The sequence below is a fragment of the Bradyrhizobium sp. B117 genome, from assembly GCF_038969555.1.
In the GTDB taxonomy this organism is placed as follows: Bacteria; Pseudomonadota; Alphaproteobacteria; order Rhizobiales; family Xanthobacteraceae; genus Bradyrhizobium.
In genome coordinates, this window is sequence record NZ_CP152414.1 from 9193953 (window position 1) to 9209774 (window position 15822).

Consider the following 15822-nt stretch of genomic DNA (forward strand, 5'->3'; position numbering starts at 1 on the left):
CGCGACAAACCCGTGCAACATGGCTGACGTAGATGACGCGACGGTGCGCGCCAGTTCCGGCTTGAACCAGCCGGCCAATTAGATAACATGTTAACTAACGAGACCGGGCCAGCGAAGCCCGCGGTCAGAAAGAGGGAGAGACGTGTGATGAGGAAAGCCTGTCTGGCTTTGCTGCTGGCAGCAAGCGTGACGCCCGCGTTCGCGCAGGACAAGACCTTCGACCTGAAGGTTTCGCACTGGGTGCCGGCATCGCACCCGCTGCAGAAATCCCTGGAGGACTGGGTGGCCGCGGTGAACAAGGATTCCGGCGGTACCATCACGGGCAAGGTGTTCCCGGCCCAGCAGCTCGGCAAGGCATTCGACCATTACGACATGGCGCGCGACGGCATCGCCGACGTCACCTACGTCAATCCCGGCTACCAGCCCGGCCGCTTCCCGATCATCGGCGCCGGTGAATTGCCGTTCCTGATCTCCGACGCCAAGGGCGGCTCGATGGGCCTGGACGCCTGGTATCGCAAATATGCCGAGAAGGAGATGAAGGACGTCAAATACTGCCTCGCCTTCGTCCACTCGCCCTCCTCCTTCCATTCCAAGACCAAGAAGATCGTGATGCCGGAGGATGTGAAGGGCCTGAAGATCCGCCCGGCGCACGCCACCATGGCGAATTTCGTCACCTCGCTCGGCGGCACCAATGTGCAGTCGTCCGCGCCGGAAGTGCGCGACATCATCGAGCGCGGCGTCGCCGACGGCGTCACCTTCCCCTGGGGCTCCCTGGTGCTGTTCGGCATCGACAAGGTGACCAAGTACGACATGGAGGCGCCGCTCTACACCACGACCTTCGTGTTCGTGATCAACAAGGACAAGTACAATGCGATGTCCGACAAGCAGAAGGCCGCGATCGACAAGAACTGCACGGTCGAGATGGCCGGCGCGGTCGGCGAGCATTGGGGCAAGTTCGAGGATGCCGGCATCGACAAGGTGAAGGCGGAATCCGGTCACGAGGTCTACAAGCTCACGGCGGAACAGACTGCCGCCTGGAAGAAGGCGTCCGAGCCGCTGGTGAAGACCTGGGGCGACGGCGCCAAGAAGGCCGGTGCCGATCCGGATGCGGCGCTTAGCGAGCTGAAGGCCTCGCTGAAGAAGTACAACGCGCTGGCGGAGTGAGGCCGCGACGCGATCGGTCTTTCCTCCCCCTTCTCCCCGTTCTTACGGGGAGAGGGTTGGGGTGAGGGGCTGCTTCTACAAAGACGGTGACAGCGCGTTCACGGAGAGTCCCCCTCACCCGAATTCGAGCTGCGCTCGAATTCGACCTCTCCCCGCAAGCGGGGCGAGGTGAAGTCCGCGGCGAGACCGGGATCAAACAATGAGCTCACACGACGACACACTTCCCATGAAGCGCTCCTGGATGGACCGCATCATCGACACGATCGAATGGATCGCGGCCGGCTTTGTCGGCATCGTTGCGCTCGACATCTTCCTGTCGGTGCTGTTGCGCAACACGCTGAACTATTCGATCCCCGACAGTTTCGACATCGGCCGCATGCTGCTCGGCATCCTGATTTTCTGGGGCATCGCCGCGACCTCCTATCGCGGCACCCACATCACCGTGGACCTCGTCTGGGGCAATGTCGGGCCGCGCTATCAGCGCTGGATCGACGTGTTCGCAACCCTGGTGCTGCTGTTCGTCGTCACGGTGCAGACCTGGACGCTGTTCGACAAGGTGCGCGGCACCTACAACGACAACGTCCAGACGTTCGACATGCACATGCCGACCTGGCCGTTCTTCGCGATCGCCTGGCTCGGCGACGTCTCGGCCGTGCTGTTGATCGCGATCCGCACTTACCGGTTGATCTTCCATCCCGAAGAGATGCACGACCCCAAGCTGAAGGCGACGGAGTAATCATGAGCACCGATGCCGTCGCCGTTATCGGCTTCGTTTCCCTGTTCGTCCTGATGCTGCTGCGCGTGCCGGTCGGCATGGCCATGGGCCTCGTCGGCGTGTCCGGTTTTGCCTATCTCGTCAACGGAACGGCGGCGCTGAAGCTGGTCGGCCAGACCTCGATGCGCACCGTCACCGACTACACCTTCGGCGTCATCCCGATGTTCCTGCTGATGGGCTCCTTCGTCAGCCATTCCGGCATGAGCCGCGAGCTGTTCCGCGCCGCCAACGGCTTTGTCGGACATTTGCGCGGCGGGCTCGGCATTGCCACCGTCGGCGCCTGCGGCGGCTTTGCCGCGATCTGCGGCTCGTCGGTGGCGACCGCCGCAACCTTCTCCGCCGTCGCCTATCCCGAGATGCGCCGCTTCGGCTATCCGCAGTCCTTTGCGACCGGCGTGATCGCCGCCGGCGGTACGCTGGGCGCGATGCTGCCGCCCTCCACGGTGCTCGCGGTCTACGGCATCATCACCGAGCAGGATATCGGAAAGCTCTTCATCGCCGGCATCATTCCGGGCCTCTTGGCGATGACCATGTACATGATCACGATCTTCCTGATCGGATACTTCCGGCCCGACTTCCTGCCCAAGGGCAAGGTGCTGCCGTGGCGCGAGCGCTTTGCCGGCCTGAAGGACATCTGGGCGCCGGTGCTGCTGTTCGTGTTCGTGATCGGCGGCCTCTACGGCCTGCCCTTCCTGCCGCGCTTCACGCCGACCGAAGCCGGTGGCGTCGGCGCGGCCGGCGCGTTCATCATCGGCGTCGTGACCGGCCGCCTCGACCGCGAGAAGATCCTGGCCTCGCTGCTCCAGGCAACGCGCACCGCGGCCGCGGTGTTCACCGTGCTGATCGGCGCGTTGATCTTCGGCTATTTCCTGACGGTGACGCAGACGCCGCAGAAGGTGACGGAGTTCCTCACCGGTCTCGGCCTCGGTCCCTACGGCGTGCTGGCGCTGATCATGGTGATGTATCTCGTGCTCGGCTGCCTGATGGACGCCATGGCGATGATCATCCTGACCGTGCCGATCATCTTCCCGGTGATCACCCATCTCGGCTTCGACCCGATCTGGTTCGGCGTCATCATCGTGATGACGGTCGAGCTCGGCCTGATCCATCCGCCGGTCGGCATGAACGTCTTCGTCATCAAGAGCGTGGTGAAGGACGTGTCGTTCTCCACCATCTTCAAGGGCGTGATCCCGTTCGTGGCGACGGACCTGATCCGGCTGCTGATCCTGATCGCGTTCCCGCTGCTGGCCACCTGGCTGCCGACGCGGATGATGGCGCATTGATGGGGTCTGTATGAGTGCGCGCCGCATGGCGAGCTCTCTTCCCTCTCCCCTTGTGGGAGAGGGTGGCTCGCCGCGAAGCGGCGAGACGGGTGAGGGGTCTCTCCGCATGCACACTTGCCTTTGCGGAGACAACCCCTCATCCGGCGCTTCGCGCCACCTTCTCCCACAAGGGGAGAAGGAAGGGCACCACGCTTGGCGCGATGGATTGGAGATAACCAATGGCTCCCACCCTCGAGACAAAATACGTCTTCACTATCACCGCTCGCATCGGCGACGTCGTCACCGCCGGCGAGACCGGGATCGGCGTTCGCCGCATCATCCCGATCATCGGCGGCGAAGTCACGGGCACGATCACCGGCAAGGTGTTGCCGTTCGGCGCCGACTTCCAGACCATCCGGCCGAACGAGCTGATCGATCTCGAGGCCAAATACGCCTTCGAGACCGACGATGGCGCGACCGTCTATGTCGAGAACAAGGGCCTGCGCTTCGGCCCCGTCGAGCTGTTGCAAAAGCTCAAGCGCGGCGAGCCGGTCGATCCGAAGCTGATCTATTTCCGCACCGTGCCGCGGTTCGAGACGGGGCACGAGAGATATCGCTGGCTGATGGAGCACATCTTTGTCGGCTCGGCGGCGCGGCATGCGGACCGGGTGGTGATCGACGTGCATCAGGTGATCTGACCTGTTCGTTGACAGATATACGTAGATGTGTATAAATACACACCATGAATAGCCGAGACATCATCTCGGCCCTTCAGAGGGATGGCTGGGTCCAGGCGGCTCAAAAAGGCAGCCACGTCCAACTCAAGCACCCAACGAAACCAGGTCGCGTCACCGTCCCTCATCCGAAGCGGGACATCCCGCTTGGGACATTAAAGAGCATCGAGCGGCCGTCCGGCCTGAAGCTGAGGTGAGCGCTATGCGTCATTACATCGGTCTCATCCATAAAGATGCCGACAGCGATTTCGGCGTGTCGTTTCCTGACCTGCCGGGCCTTGTCACCGCAGGGACCACGCTCGATGAAGCGCGCGACATGGCCGAGGAAGCGCTAGCGCTTCATCTCGAAGGCATGGCTCAAGACGGCGAAGCCATTCCCGCGCCATCGTCGCTCGAGGAGATCATGTCGGATCCAGAGAACCGCTCGGGCGTTGCCATTCTGGTGTCGGTGAAGGACGCGCAGCCAAAGATCGTCCGCGTCAATGTCACCTTGCCCGGCGATGTGCTGGAGCAAATCGATAAATACGCTGAGGCCCACGGCTACACGCGATCGGGCCTGCTTGCGCAAGCCGCCAAGAAGCTGATGACCGAGACGGTCTGAGCAGTAACCTCGTCATTGCGAGGAGCAAAGCGACGAAGCAATCCAGACTGTTTCCGCGGGGGCAGTCTGGATTGCTTCGCTGCGCTCGCAATGACGGAGGATGCGGCAACGCCCGCACTTTACACACCGGCGCCATATTGACTCCCCCGAAATTCGTTATACAACATAACTATTCTGACAAGGACGCAAATGACACAGGGAAACGCCGAGACCGCTGATGCGGGCGCCTCCGGGCTGTTGAGGATCGAGAGGGCGGACCGGGTTCTGACCGTGGGTCTGAACCGGCCGGCCAAGCGCAATGCGCTCAATGACGGCATCATCCTGGAAATCGGCGAATGTTTCGCGTCGCTGCCCGAGGACATCGGCGCGGTCGTGATCCACGGCATCGGCGATCATTTCTCCTCAGGCCTCGACCTCTCCGAGCTGACCGAGCATGACGCGACCGGCGGCCTGCTGCATTCGCAGATGTGGCACCGCGTGTTCGACCGCATCCAGTACAGCCGCGTGCCTGTCATCGCGGCGCTCAGGGGCGCCGTGATCGGCGGCGGACTGGAGCTCGCCTGCGCCGCGCATATCCGCGTCGCCGAGCCCTCGACCTATTTCGCGCTGCCGGAGGGACAGCGCGGCATCTTCGTCGGCGGCGGCGGCTCGGTGCGGCTGCCGCGGCTGATCGGCGTTGCCCGGATGATGGACATGATGCTGACGGGGCGCGTCTACAGCGCGACCGAAGGCGCCTCCTATGGTTTCGCGCAATATCTGACCGAGGCCGGCAACGGGCTCGGCAAGGCGCTGGAGCTTGCAACCAAGATCGCCTCCAACGCGCCGCTGACGAATTTCGCCGTGCTCCAGGCACTGCCGATGATCGCGGAGGCCAATCCTCAAACGGGTCTGTTGATGGAGTCGCTCATGGCGACCGTCGCGCAGAGCGACAAGGAGGCCAAGCGCAGGATCCGCGAGTTCCTCGAACACAAGACCGCCAAGGTAAAGCCGAAGTCATGAGCGCGCAGCCGTCCTCTTCGTCCAGCATGGAGCGCGGCGCGAGCACTTCCCCGCTGCGGCCCATTTCGTTCGGCGATCCCGTCGTCAACATCGAGCGGCGCGACGACGGCACGATCTATCTCAGGCCCAAGCATCCGCTCGGCGATTACCCGGCCCGCATCACCGACCGCCTGCATCATTGGGCGACGACGACGCCGGACCGCGTCTTCATGGCCGAGCGCGACGGCGGCCGCTCCTGGCGCAAGATCACCTATGCCGAGCTGCTCACCGCGAGCCGGCACATCGCATCGAGCCTGATTGCGCGCGGCCTGTCGGCCGAGCGGCCGGTCGTGATCCTCTCCGGCAATTCGATCGACCATGTGCTGCTGGCGTTCGGCGCATTCTATGCGGGCGTCCCGTTCTGCCCGGTGTCCCCTGCCTATTCGCTGGTGTCGAAGGACTACGGCAAGCTGTCTTACCTGATGAAGCTGCTGACGCCCGGCCTCGTCTTCGCCGACGATGCCGGCAAGTTCGCCGACGCGCTCGCGGCCAATGTCTCGCTCGGCACCGAGATCGCAGTGTCTTACGGCAGCGTGCCCGGCCGCGACGTCACCCTGCTCGCCGATCTCATGGCGACGCCGATCCGCGACGACCTCGACGCAGTGCATGGCAAGATCGGGCCCGACACGATCGCAAAATTCCTGCTGACCTCGGGCTCGACCGGCAATCCCAAGGCCGTCATCAACACCCAGCGCATGATCTGCGCCAACCAGGTGATGCTGCGCGAGACGCTCGCCTTCCTCAAGGACGAGCCGCCCGTCATCATCGACTGGCTGCCCTGGAACCACACCTTCGGCGGCAACCACAACATCGGGCTGACGCTCTATAATGGCGGCTCGATGTATCTGGACGCCGGCAAGCCGGTGCCCGGCGGTATCGAGGAGACCGTGCGCAATCTCCAGGAGATTTCGCCGACGGTCTATTTCAACGTGCCCAAGGGCTATGAATCGCTGCTGCCGTACTTGCGCGACGACCAGGGCCTGCGCGCAAAATTCTTCGACCGCCTGCACGCGATGTTCTTCTCCGGCGCGGCGCTGTCGCCGTTCGTGTGGAACAGCCTCGACGAGCTCGCGGTGAAGGAAAAAGGCTATCGCGTGCCGATGCTGACCGGCCTTGGCGCAACCGAGACCGCGCCGTTCTTCATGTCGGTCAATCCGCGCACCAGCCGCTCCGGTCATGTCGGCCTGCCCGTTTCCGGCAACGACGCAAAACTGGTGCCGAACAACGGCAAGCTGGAGGTCCGCGCCAAGGGGCCGAACGTCATGCCCGGCTACTGGCGCCAGGCCGACATCACCGCAAAGTCCTTCGACGAGGAAGGATTTTACAAGTTAGGCGATGCGCTCAAGCCGTCCGACCCTGATGATCTCAACGCCGGCTTCGATTTCGACGGCCGCGTCAGCGAGGACTTCAAGCTCGCCAGCGGCACCTGGGTCAGCGTCGGCCCGCTGCGTGCACGCCTCACCGCCGCCTGCGCGCCGCTGGTGCGCGACGTCGTCATCGCCGGCATCAACCGCGACGAGATCTCCGCGCTGGTCGTGCTCGACCTCGACGGCTGCCGCCTGATCAATCCGACGCTGCCGGCGGACGATCTCGTCGTCGCCACGCGCGACCGGCTGGTGCGCGAGGCTTTCCGCGAGCGCCTGACCCGTTTCCTTAGCCAGGCCACGGGATCCTCGACCCGGATCACACGCGCGATCCTGATGGACACGCCGCTCTCGATCGACAAGGGCGAGGTCACCGACAAGGGCTCGATCAACCAGCGCGCGGTGCTGGAGCATCGCACGGCATTGATCGACGAGCTCTACGCTGCCAATCCGTCGGACCGTGTGATATCGGTCGCTTAAGAAATCATCGCCACAGGAGAACGCCATGTTGTTGAAGGATCAGGCAGCCATCGTCACCGGCGGCGCATCGGGACTGGGCGCGGCGACTGCGCGAAAGCTGGCGGCGCAGGGCGCCAAGGTCGCGGTGTGCGATCTCAACGCCAAGCTCGCTGAAACCGTTGCCGCCGAGATCAAGGGCGTCGCCGTGACCTGCGACGTCTCCGATGCGGCCTCCGCTGAAGCCGCGATCGCGCAGGCGACCAAGGCCCATGGCCCGGCGCGCGTGCTGGTGAACTGCGCCGGCATCGGCGTTGCAAAACGCGTCGTCGGCCGCGACGGCCCGATGGCGCTCGCCGATTTCGACAAGGTCATCAAGGTCAATCTGATCGGCACCTTCAACATGCTGCGCCTTGCCGCGACCGAGATGTCCAAGCTCGAGCCGCAGGCATCAGGCGAGCGCGGCGTTATCATCAACACCGCCTCCGTCGCTGCGTATGACGGCCAGATCGGCCAGTCCGCCTATTCGGCCTCCAAGGGCGGCATCGTCGGCATGACGCTGCCGATCGCGCGCGAGCTGGCGCAGTTCGGCGTCCGCGTGCTGACCATCGCGCCCGGCCTGTTCCTGACGCCCCTGCTCGCCAACCTGCCGCAGGAAGCGCAGGATTCGCTCGCGGCCGCGATCCCCTTCCCGCGCCGGCTCGGCAACGCCGACGAATTCGCCGCGCTCGCGCTGCACATGGTCGAGAATTCGTACCTGAACGGCGAAGTGGTGCGCCTCGACGGCTCGCTGCGCATGGCGCCGAAGTAAATGATGAGCGGGATTGCAGCAGCGATCTCGACCTTACCTCTCCCATTGGGAGAGGTGTGGCGCAGCGCTAGTGGATAGATAACGCATGTTCGTGAACCGGCGCGAGGTCCAGATCCAGTGGGGCGATTGCGACCCCGCCAACATCGTCTACTACCCGCGCTATTTCGCGATGTTCGACGATTCGACCTCGACCCTGTTCGAGGTCGCCGGCTTCTCCAAGCAGGACCTGGTCCGCAAATACGGCCTGGTGGGCATCCCCATGGTCGACACGCGGGCCAAGTTCTACATCCCCTCGACCTATGGCGACTGGATCACCATCGAGACGAAGATCGAGAGCATCAAGCGCTCGAGCTTCGAGGTGAAGCACAATGTCTACAAGGGCGAGGCACTGGCGATCGAGGGTTTCGAGACCCGCGTCCTCGTCGGCCGCGATCCCGTTAACCCCGACAAGCTGAAATCGGCACCGTTTCCTGCGGAAATGGTAGCCAAATTCACCGGGAGCTAGGCCTGGAGCTAAATCGCCGCATCACCAAAAGACGGGGCTGAATTCACGTCCGATTTCTGCTTTCAAAGAAAACACGTCAAGGGAGGAATAGATGAAACGCTTTTACCTGACCGCCGCCATTGCCGCCGCGACGCTCGCCCTGCCGGCGCTGCCAGCGCTGGCCCAGACCGCCGAAATCACCATCGGCATCACCACCACCACGACCGGCCCGGGCGCGGCGCTCGGCATTCCCGAGCGCAACGCGCTGGAATTCGTGCCGAAGGAAATCGGCGGCGTGCCGCTGAAGGTGATCGTGCTCGACGACGGCGGCGATCCCACCACCGCGACAACCAACGCCCGCCGCTTCGTGACGGAATCGAAGGCCGACATCATCATGGGCTCGGCGCTGACGCCGCCGACCATCGCGGTCTCCAATGTCGCCAACGAAGCCGGCATTCCGCATTTTGGTCTGGCGCCGTTCCCGATCACGCCGGAACGCATGAAGTGGTCGGTGGCGATGCCGCAGCCGATTCCGATCGTCGGCAAGGTGCTGTACGACCACATGAAGTCCAAGGGCGTGAAGACCCTCGGCTATATCGGTTATTCCGACTCCTATGGCGACCTCTGGTTCAACGATCTGAAGGCGCAGGCGGTGCCGATGGGCATGACCATCGTTGACGAGGAGCGCTTCGCTCGTCCCGATACGTCGGTCACCGGACAGGTGCTCAAGCTCGTCGCCGCCAATCCCGACGCGATCCTGGTCGGCGCCTCCGGCACCGCGGCCGCGCTGCCGCAGACCGAGCTGCGCGAGCGCGGCTATCAGGGCCTGATCTACCAGACCCATGGCGCCGCCAGCATGGACTTCATCCGCATCGCCGGCAAAGCGGCCGAAGGCGTGCTGATGGCGTCCGGCCCGGTGATGGACCCCGAGGACCAGCCGGACGAAGCCGCCACCAAGAGGCCGGGCCTCGCGCTGAACTCGGCCTATGAGGCCAAGTACGGCCCGAACAGCCGCAGCCAGTTCGCCGGCCATTCCTACGATGCCTTCGAGATCCTGAAGCGCATCATCCCGGTGGCGTTGAAGACGGCCAAGCCGGGCACGCCGGAATTCCGCGAAGCGATCCGTCAGGCGCTGCTGTCGGAGAAGGAACTCGCGGCGAGCCAGGGCGTCTACAACTTCACCGAAAAGGACCGCTACGGCGTCGACGAGCGCGCGCGCATCCTGCTCACGGTGAAGAACGGCAAGTACACGCTGGTGAAGTAGGCCTAGCGACAGTTCGAGACGACGAGAGCCGGCCCATTGGGCCGGCTCTTTTGTTTTTGGATCTGAGATTAGCGAGCGTGAAGTCGAATCGGGTTCGGCCAAAAGCAGCGCTCTCTTCGTTCCCTCCCCCCTTGCGGGGGAGGGTCAGGGAGAGGGGTGCCACACGGGGATTCTATCGATCCCGCACCTGCTCTTGGCGCCTCATCGACAACCGGCACCTTTTGCTGGGCTACCCCTCTCCCTAGCCCTCCCCCGCAAGGGGGGAGGGAACGCATCGTCACTGCAGCGCGAGTCTGGTCTCATCCATCAGGCCTCAAGCCGCCTGCCGCAGCGGGGTCCAGGCGAACTCGGGATAATAACTGTCCATCATGCGGTCGACATAGGCGGTGAGGTTCGGAAATCCCTCGGCGCGCTGGCGAAGTCCGGATTCGAAGAACGGCGTGAGGATCCCCGCGAGCGTGCCGAAGGCGGCAGCATCGACGCCGCAGGGCTTGTTGCCCATCAGATAGGCCTTGTCGCCGAGCTGCACCGACAGCGCGAACAGCGAGCGCACGGCAAGATCGACGTCATCATCGGGCGCGTGGCGGCCGAGGCCCGAGAGCAGATAATTCTCGGCGACGCGGAATTGCGCGTCCTCGCGCAGCTTCTCGCGGTTATGTTCCGGCGCGCCGTCGAAGAAATGCGACGGGCCCTTGGCGAAGTTGACCGGATCGACCCAGCGCGCGCCGACCAGCGCCCAATAGACGTGATGCTCGATCATCCGCTCGAACGCCCAGGCCTGGGCGCGCCCGGCCAGCGACAGGCCGGCGTCGAAATCGAAGCCGTAGCGGCGCTCGATATGGGCGCGGATGAAGGTGGAATCGGCCACCGCCTCGCCGCCATCGTCGATGAAGGGCAGCTGCCCCTTCGGGGACGCGGGCGGCATCGCGCGCTCCTTCCGGTAGGGCAGCCCTGCCATCTTGAGCTGCACCTCGGTCTTGGTGACGAAGGGGCTGATTTCCGGCAGGCCGAAGCCGGTGCCAAAGCCGTAAAGCGTGATCATGCGCGTTCTCCTGGTCTACCGAAAACTTTGACGGAACCTAGTGCCGGGCTGCTGCCACCATGGTGGCAGCAGCCGTGATATCTTCTGCGAAACGGGCCCCCCGCCAGGCGCGGGCCATGACGTGGCGGACCAGCGCGTCCGCAGCCTGGGTCAGCGAGCGTGCCACCACGCTTGCGAGGGCAAACCGGAGGTCGACGGCCATGAGATCGAGCGAAACGAGGCGGCCGAATGCCGATGCGGACCACGCCTGTGCCCGCAGCATCGGAAGTGCCGGGCCGAAATGGGTTGGAATGATCATGGACAAATCCTCTTCAGTCGATGTGTTGTCCCGGTATAGAACCCCCCTGCTGCCAACATCCTGTCAGCAGCAGCGCGCCGCTATCTGATCCAATCCTGATAAGAGAATTGTCATGAGACGCGCCGACCGGCTGTTTCAGATCATCCAGGTGCTGAGGCGCACGCGTAAGCCGCTGACGGCGGACGCGATCGCGGCCGAGCTCGAGACCTCCAAGCGCACGATCTATCGCGACATCGCGACGCTGATGGGCCAGCGCGTGCCGATCCGCGGCGAAGCCGGCATGGGCTATATCCTGGAAAAGGGTTTTGACCTGCCGCCCCTCATGCTGACACCCGACGAGATCGAGGCCGCGGTGCTCGGCGCGCAATGGGTGGCGGGCCATGCCGATTCCGCGTTGGCGCGTGCCGCCGAAGATCTGATGGCCAAGATCGCAGACACTGTCCCGGAGCGCCTGCGTCCCTTCGTGCTGGAGCCCGCGAGCCGCGCGCGGCCGAGCTGGAACAGGGAGCCGGATCGCCTCGACATGGTGCGCACGCGCACCCAGATCCACGAAGGCAAGAAGATCATGCTGCGCTATCGCGACGAGCAGGGCCGCCCCAGCGAGCGCATGATCTGGCCGATCTCGGTCGGCTATCTCGAGGCCGTGCGCCTGCTTGCGGCGTGGTGCGAGCTGCGCAGCGACTTCCGCAGCTTCCGCACCGATCGCGTGGTGGAGGCGACCTATCTCGACGAGAAATATCCTGAAAGGCGCGACGTGCTGCGCGCGAGATGGCGGCAGAGCCTGGTCTGGGGCCCGCCAAAGGACACGTGAGGACGATGCAAGAGATCGATCTGTCGAGCTACTGCCAGAGCTGCGGCGCGTGCTGCGGCTATTCGGAGAACTGGCCGCGCTTCTCGATCGAGAGCGACGAGGAGCTTGCGGCGATTCCCGAAGCGCTCGTCAATGCGCGTCAATCCGGCATGCGTTGCGAGGGCGATCGCTGCTCGGCCTTGCAAGGCGAAATTGGAAAGGCGACGGCGTGCGGCATCTACGCCGTGCGGCCGGAGGTGTGCCGCACGTGCATGCCGGGTGATGCCGAATGCACGATGGCGCGGCGGAAGTTCAGGCTTCCGGCGATCGAACCAACTTAGGCCGGAACGACTTCAGCGATCTCGTCGTCGAGCTCGTCGTCCAGCGGTGCGAGCACCGAGAGCGGCTTGGTCGACAGCGTGATCGGCTTGCGGCCGCCCGATAGCGACGGCGACGATTTGGCCGAGCTCGCACGTGACAGCGCGTAGAGCGTCGAGCCGACGCGGCCGCCGTTCTCGATCAGGTCGCGCTCGCTGCAGCTTGCAGCGATGGCGACCGCCAGCGAGTGCAGATGGCTGCGGCGATAGCAGAACAGCGCCAGGCGGGCGCGTGCCTCAGGGGAAACACTCTCAACCAACCTCGGCAGGCCACTCTCGCTGGCGCGATACATCTCGCCAAGGAGTTCGTCGCGAACCGGGCAGAAATCGCTTTCAAAAGCGTCGCGGCTTGAAAACATTGCAGTTCTCCCTCGTGGTGCGGAAGATGCAGCGCAATTCTCTAATGAAAGGTTAACCACGCTGCCCGGTAGTCACCCGGGGTTCTTGCGCGCCGGCCGCGAATCAGAGGGGCGCTAGTGAGGGGTCAAAGGCTCCACGGCGTCATGGCCGGGCTTGTCCCGGCCATCCACGGAGAGCCAAGCGGCGCGAAGAACGTGGATGCCCGGGACAAGCCCGGGCATGACGACCTTCTGTGCCGATAGCGACTGCCTCCACCTGGAGGCCGAGAAAAGGCCCAGCCTCAGTTCGCCGCCATGAAGATGGAGAGGCCGAAGCCGGTGAGATGGTGCAGCGCCTGGTCGACGCCGATCAGGGTCCAGAACCAGGGATGATGCAGGTCGACACCGAGATTGGCCGAGACGAATCCCTTCGCGCGATCGATGGTGATGTGGATCACGAAGTCGATGAAGGCGACGAACCAGAATCGCGGCGCGACGAGCAGGATCAGCGGCAGCGCAACCGCAAGGTGAATCAGGCAGTGCACCAGAAGCGGCAGGGCCCAGCCGTGTTTCTGGTCCTTGCCCTGCGCCATCCAGGCGGTCTGGAGCACGAAATCGGCGATGATGTGCTTGAAGGTGAGCAGCAACATCCAGCCAATGAGCGCTTCGACCGGAACCGCCGATGACATGGGTGGAAACGACAAAGCTGACGCCTCATTGACGTGACAAGAAAGATCGGAGCGTTCAGCGCAACTTCTTCTTGGACCGGTCAAATCGCCGGGACCTCCAATTTATGACATCTCCTGCGGCAGAATGCAGCCGGGGGGAACCGGAAAATCGCCAACTGTGGCTAACTGGTGATAGGATGACCAATCGCCGCGGTCGGGAGGAGTAAGGTTACCTTCGGCTCGAAATTTGCATTCCGGTTGCGGCGCGCTATCATCGAAGACAGAGAATATCGTTCTTTTTTCAATCGCTTAGAAATTGCACGGCGCGCGCCGCAGACCACATCCGCGAGCCTGCCGCCCAGGAATAAGGCCAGCGTGCTGCCATGAGTACTGAGCATGAGTACTGAGGGCCCCGCCTCGTCACCGTCAGAGCCGCAGCCGCGGCGTCCCAAGGTGATCAAGACCAACCAGCAGCAGGTCTTGCTCTACGTCGTGCTGACCCTGCTGCTGTCGCTCGCCACCGTCTGGGGCGGGCGCGCCATGCTGCACAATTCGGAGACACTGACCTTTGCGGTCGGTGCCCCGAACAGCGACGAGGCCCTGTTCGCGGCCAAGCTCGCCGCGGTGCTGAAGAACAACGCCTCGCGCTTCCGGATCAAGATCGTCAACAGCCCTGACAATACCAAGGCGCTCGCGCAGTTCGACCGCAAGCAGGCCGACCTCGCCGTGCTGCGCACCGATGCCAAGGTGCCGCTGCGGGCGCGCACGCTCGCGATCCTCGAGCACGATCTCGTGCTGTTGCTCGGGCCCGGCAACAAGAAGATCAAGTCGCTCGCGGAATTGAAGAAGAAGAAGGTCGCCGTCCTCGCCGAGAACGACTCCTCGCTCGCCTTCGTGCGCAGCATCCTCGACATCCCCGACGGGCCCGACGCTGCGAAGATCCAGATGGCGCCGCAGGGCGCGACGCTCGACAAGCTGTTCGCGCCGGCGAACGGATACGGCGCGGTGATCGCCGTCGTCCACGCCTCGAAGGCGGTGCGTGACAAGGCCTATGAGCACGTCGCCAAGCGCGGCGGCTTCACCTTGAATGCGATCGACGAGACCAAGGCGCTCGCCCGCAAATTCCCTGGCATTTCCGACGAGACGCTGACCGCAGGCACGCTGTCGGCCTCGCCCGAGATTCCCGACGACGATCTCGAGACGATCGGGCTGGAATGGCTGCTGGTCGCGCAATCCAGGATGTCGGCGACCACGGCCGGCGATCTCGCCCGCATCGTCTACGAGAACAAGTCGGCGCTCGGGCTCGACAACGGCTTTGCCAGCAAGATCGAGCCGGCCTCGGTCGAGAAGGACGCCTACGTGATGGCGCATCAGGGCGCGGCCGATTACATCAACGACGACACCAAGTCGTTCATGGATAAGTATAGCGACATGATGTATCTGGGCGCCGCCGCGCTCAGCGTCATCGGCTCGATCTTCGCTGCGATCTACGCCAAGATCACTCGCATCGCGCCGGAGAAGGCCGGCGAGCTGTCCACCGCCGTCCTCGACATCGGCGAACGCATCGAGCACGCCCATTCGCTCGATCAGCTCGAATGTCTCCAGGACGAGTTGGAGGGCATTTTGCGCGGCGCCGTCATCGGTCTGCGAGACGGTACGATCAGTACCGACGGGCTCGACACCTTCAAGCTCGGCTACGAATTCGTCCGCGACGAGATCGGCATGCGCCGCGACTATCTCAAGCGCCATTGCGACGAGGCCGACAAGGTCGCAGGCCCCGCCGCCCTCCCCCCGCCCGAGGACAGCAAGGTCGTGGTGGTGAAGACCGCGCAGAGCGCCTGATCCGAGGGTCGCGCACTCCCACTCTCGTGTCCCGGACAAGCTGCAATGCCGAAGGCATTGCAGCGCCGAGCCGGGACCCAGGAGGCCGCACGCACGCTGCTGCATGGGCCCCGGCTCTGCAGCGCATCACTACGGCCGCCGCTGTGTCCGGGGCACGAGACCGGATCATGCGGAACCCGGGAACAGTCTCCTTCCGCAACCGTTGGCTCCGGTTACAACCGGAGAACGCGCCATGCGTACACTCCTCATCATCTTCCTTCTGGGAATGCTGGCGGCGGTTGGCTATTTTGCTTATTCCGCGATGGCGGTCGAAGGGGACCCGATCCCGACCGAAGGCTATGTCGCCCTGGCGCTGGGGGCCGGATTCTCCGTCATCGTCGGCATCGGCCTGATGATCCTGCTGTTTTTCAGCAGCCGCCGCGGCTACGACGAGCCGCCGCATTTCAGGTAACCCCGCCTCCATCTCGCGATTGGCGACGCCGAGCCCGTCGTTGACGACCCCGGCCCGGGCAGG

The 15822-nt window shown here is 64.0% G+C and carries 19 protein-coding genes; 15 read left to right on the top strand and 4 right to left on the bottom strand.

Translation table 11 applies throughout. The annotated features are described in order from the left end of the window. Positions 1–147: 147 nt before the first annotated feature. From AAFG16_RS43695 to AAFG16_RS43745, 11 genes are all read left to right on the top strand, one after another. Positions 148–1164 (top strand): TRAP transporter substrate-binding protein, encoded by a 1017-nt coding sequence (locus tag AAFG16_RS43695; RefSeq protein WP_342735215.1) that lies wholly within the window; start codon positions 148–150, stop codon positions 1162–1164. A 226-nt stretch (positions 1165–1390) separates the two neighbouring features. Continuing rightward, positions 1391–1900 (top strand): TRAP transporter small permease, encoded by a 510-nt coding sequence (locus tag AAFG16_RS43700; protein WP_342741079.1) that lies wholly within the window; start codon positions 1391–1393, stop codon positions 1898–1900. Between the two features lie 2 nt (positions 1901–1902). Next, a complete protein-coding gene (locus AAFG16_RS43705; protein WP_283082350.1) occupies positions 1903–3222 on the top strand; it encodes a TRAP transporter permease in 1320 nt (439 codons plus the stop codon). Positions 3223–3440: 218 nt separating this feature from the next. Then, positions 3441–3899 carry a DUF3237 domain-containing protein gene (locus AAFG16_RS43710; RefSeq protein WP_283082351.1) on the top strand — a complete coding sequence of 153 codons (459 nt, stop codon included), beginning with the start codon at positions 3441–3443 and terminating at the stop codon, positions 3897–3899. Between the two features lie 44 nt (positions 3900–3943). Next, positions 3944–4132, top strand: coding sequence for a type II toxin-antitoxin system HicA family toxin (locus AAFG16_RS43715; protein ID WP_342735218.1), 189 nt, complete (start codon positions 3944–3946; stop codon positions 4130–4132). Between the two features lie 5 nt (positions 4133–4137). Beyond that, positions 4138–4536, top strand: a complete 399-nt coding sequence (locus AAFG16_RS43720; protein ID WP_342735220.1) for a type II toxin-antitoxin system HicB family antitoxin — start codon at positions 4138–4140, stop codon at positions 4534–4536. 189 nt (positions 4537–4725) lie between these two features. After that, positions 4726–5535, top strand: a complete 810-nt coding sequence (locus AAFG16_RS43725; RefSeq protein WP_011090568.1) for a crotonase/enoyl-CoA hydratase family protein — start codon at positions 4726–4728, stop codon at positions 5533–5535. After that, positions 5532–7418: a feruloyl-CoA synthase gene (locus tag AAFG16_RS43730; RefSeq protein WP_342735222.1), complete on the top strand. Its 1887-nt coding sequence runs from the start codon at positions 5532–5534 to the stop codon at positions 7416–7418. The genes AAFG16_RS43725 and AAFG16_RS43730 overlap by 4 nt, the downstream gene beginning before the upstream one ends. Before the next feature lie 25 nt (positions 7419–7443). Beyond that, positions 7444–8205 (top strand): SDR family NAD(P)-dependent oxidoreductase, encoded by a 762-nt coding sequence (locus tag AAFG16_RS43735; RefSeq protein ID WP_212426096.1) that lies wholly within the window; start codon positions 7444–7446, stop codon positions 8203–8205. A gap of 85 nt (positions 8206–8290) precedes the next feature. Then, complete coding sequence (locus AAFG16_RS43740) at positions 8291–8710, top strand: thioesterase family protein (protein ID WP_061029942.1); 420 nt, start codon at positions 8291–8293, stop codon at positions 8708–8710. A gap of 91 nt (positions 8711–8801) precedes the next feature. After that, the gene (locus AAFG16_RS43745) at positions 8802–9953 is read left to right on the top strand and encodes an ABC transporter substrate-binding protein (RefSeq protein ID WP_235543200.1); all 1152 of its coding nucleotides are present in this window, start codon (positions 8802–8804) and stop codon (positions 9951–9953) included. A gap of 313 nt (positions 9954–10266) precedes the next feature. On the opposite strand, the gene AAFG16_RS43750 is transcribed toward AAFG16_RS43745, so the two are convergent. Both AAFG16_RS43750 and AAFG16_RS43755 read right to left on the bottom strand, forming a co-directional pair. Then, positions 10267–10995 (bottom strand): glutathione S-transferase family protein, encoded by a 729-nt coding sequence (locus tag AAFG16_RS43750; protein ID WP_342735230.1) that lies wholly within the window; start codon positions 10993–10995, stop codon positions 10267–10269. Positions 10996–11032: 37 nt separating this feature from the next. Continuing rightward, positions 11033–11293 carry a hypothetical protein gene (locus AAFG16_RS43755; protein ID WP_027565052.1) on the bottom strand — a complete coding sequence of 87 codons (261 nt, stop codon included), beginning with the start codon at positions 11291–11293 and terminating at the stop codon, positions 11033–11035. Between the two features lie 112 nt (positions 11294–11405). Here AAFG16_RS43755 and AAFG16_RS43760 point away from each other — a divergent pair, with 112 nt between their 5' ends. Beyond that, positions 11406–12104 carry a YafY family protein gene (locus AAFG16_RS43760; RefSeq protein WP_283082356.1) on the top strand — a complete coding sequence of 233 codons (699 nt, stop codon included), beginning with the start codon at positions 11406–11408 and terminating at the stop codon, positions 12102–12104. A 5-nt stretch (positions 12105–12109) separates the two neighbouring features. Beyond that, a complete protein-coding gene (locus AAFG16_RS43765) occupies positions 12110–12424 on the top strand; it encodes a YkgJ family cysteine cluster protein (protein WP_283082357.1) in 315 nt (104 codons plus the stop codon). On the opposite strand, the gene AAFG16_RS43770 is transcribed toward AAFG16_RS43765, so the two are convergent. After that, positions 12421–12819 carry a hypothetical protein gene (locus AAFG16_RS43770; protein ID WP_342735235.1) on the bottom strand — a complete coding sequence of 133 codons (399 nt, stop codon included), beginning with the start codon at positions 12817–12819 and terminating at the stop codon, positions 12421–12423. The two genes, AAFG16_RS43765 and AAFG16_RS43770, sit on opposite strands and share 4 nt — an antisense overlap. A gap of 281 nt (positions 12820–13100) precedes the next feature. After that, on the bottom strand, positions 13101–13448 hold the full coding sequence (locus AAFG16_RS43775) for a DUF3307 domain-containing protein (protein ID WP_283087103.1): 348 nt from the start codon (positions 13446–13448) through the stop codon (positions 13101–13103). 414 nt (positions 13449–13862) lie between these two features. Here AAFG16_RS43775 and AAFG16_RS43780 point away from each other — a divergent pair, with 414 nt between their 5' ends. Together AAFG16_RS43780 and AAFG16_RS43785 are read left to right on the top strand one after the other, a co-directional pair. Next, positions 13863–15308: a TAXI family TRAP transporter solute-binding subunit gene (locus AAFG16_RS43780; protein ID WP_342735237.1), complete on the top strand. Its 1446-nt coding sequence runs from the start codon at positions 13863–13865 to the stop codon at positions 15306–15308. A 232-nt stretch (positions 15309–15540) separates the two neighbouring features. After that, the gene (locus AAFG16_RS43785) at positions 15541–15759 is read left to right on the top strand and encodes a hypothetical protein (protein WP_092220713.1); all 219 of its coding nucleotides are present in this window, start codon (positions 15541–15543) and stop codon (positions 15757–15759) included. The last annotated feature ends 63 nt before the right edge of the window (positions 15760–15822 follow it).

Bases quoted from the DNA above. Each gene is read 5' to 3' on its own strand.
- AAFG16_RS43785 (WP_092220713.1), top strand. From the start codon at position 15,541: ATGCGTACACTCCTCATCATCTTCCTTCTGGGAATGCTGGCGGCGGTT.
- AAFG16_RS43715 (WP_342735218.1), top strand. From the start codon at position 3,944: ATGAATAGCCGAGACATCATCTCGGCCCTTCAGAGGGATGGCTGGGTC.
- AAFG16_RS43695 (WP_342735215.1), top strand. From the start codon at position 148: ATGAGGAAAGCCTGTCTGGCTTTGCTGCTGGCAGCAAGCGTGACGCCC.
- AAFG16_RS43745 (WP_235543200.1), top strand. From the start codon at position 8,802: ATGAAACGCTTTTACCTGACCGCCGCCATTGCCGCCGCGACGCTCGCC.
- AAFG16_RS43780 (WP_342735237.1), top strand. From the start codon at position 13,863: ATGAGTACTGAGGGCCCCGCCTCGTCACCGTCAGAGCCGCAGCCGCGG.
- AAFG16_RS43775 (WP_283087103.1), bottom strand. From the start codon at position 13,448: ATGTTGCTGCTCACCTTCAAGCACATCATCGCCGATTTCGTGCTCCAG.
- AAFG16_RS43730 (WP_342735222.1), top strand. From the start codon at position 5,532: ATGAGCGCGCAGCCGTCCTCTTCGTCCAGCATGGAGCGCGGCGCGAGC.
- AAFG16_RS43770 (WP_342735235.1), bottom strand. From the start codon at position 12,819: ATGTTTTCAAGCCGCGACGCTTTTGAAAGCGATTTCTGCCCGGTTCGC.
- AAFG16_RS43755 (WP_027565052.1), bottom strand. From the start codon at position 11,293: ATGATCATTCCAACCCATTTCGGCCCGGCACTTCCGATGCTGCGGGCA.
- AAFG16_RS43700 (WP_342741079.1), top strand. From the start codon at position 1,391: ATGAAGCGCTCCTGGATGGACCGCATCATCGACACGATCGAATGGATC.
- AAFG16_RS43750 (WP_342735230.1), bottom strand. From the start codon at position 10,995: ATGATCACGCTTTACGGCTTTGGCACCGGCTTCGGCCTGCCGGAAATC.
- AAFG16_RS43720 (WP_342735220.1), top strand. From the start codon at position 4,138: ATGCGTCATTACATCGGTCTCATCCATAAAGATGCCGACAGCGATTTC.
- AAFG16_RS43765 (WP_283082357.1), top strand. From the start codon at position 12,110: ATGCAAGAGATCGATCTGTCGAGCTACTGCCAGAGCTGCGGCGCGTGC.
- AAFG16_RS43725 (WP_011090568.1), top strand. From the start codon at position 4,726: ATGACACAGGGAAACGCCGAGACCGCTGATGCGGGCGCCTCCGGGCTG.
- AAFG16_RS43760 (WP_283082356.1), top strand. From the start codon at position 11,406: ATGAGACGCGCCGACCGGCTGTTTCAGATCATCCAGGTGCTGAGGCGC.
- AAFG16_RS43710 (WP_283082351.1), top strand. From the start codon at position 3,441: ATGGCTCCCACCCTCGAGACAAAATACGTCTTCACTATCACCGCTCGC.
- AAFG16_RS43705 (WP_283082350.1), top strand. From the start codon at position 1,903: ATGAGCACCGATGCCGTCGCCGTTATCGGCTTCGTTTCCCTGTTCGTC.
- AAFG16_RS43735 (WP_212426096.1), top strand. From the start codon at position 7,444: ATGTTGTTGAAGGATCAGGCAGCCATCGTCACCGGCGGCGCATCGGGA.
- AAFG16_RS43740 (WP_061029942.1), top strand. From the start codon at position 8,291: ATGTTCGTGAACCGGCGCGAGGTCCAGATCCAGTGGGGCGATTGCGAC.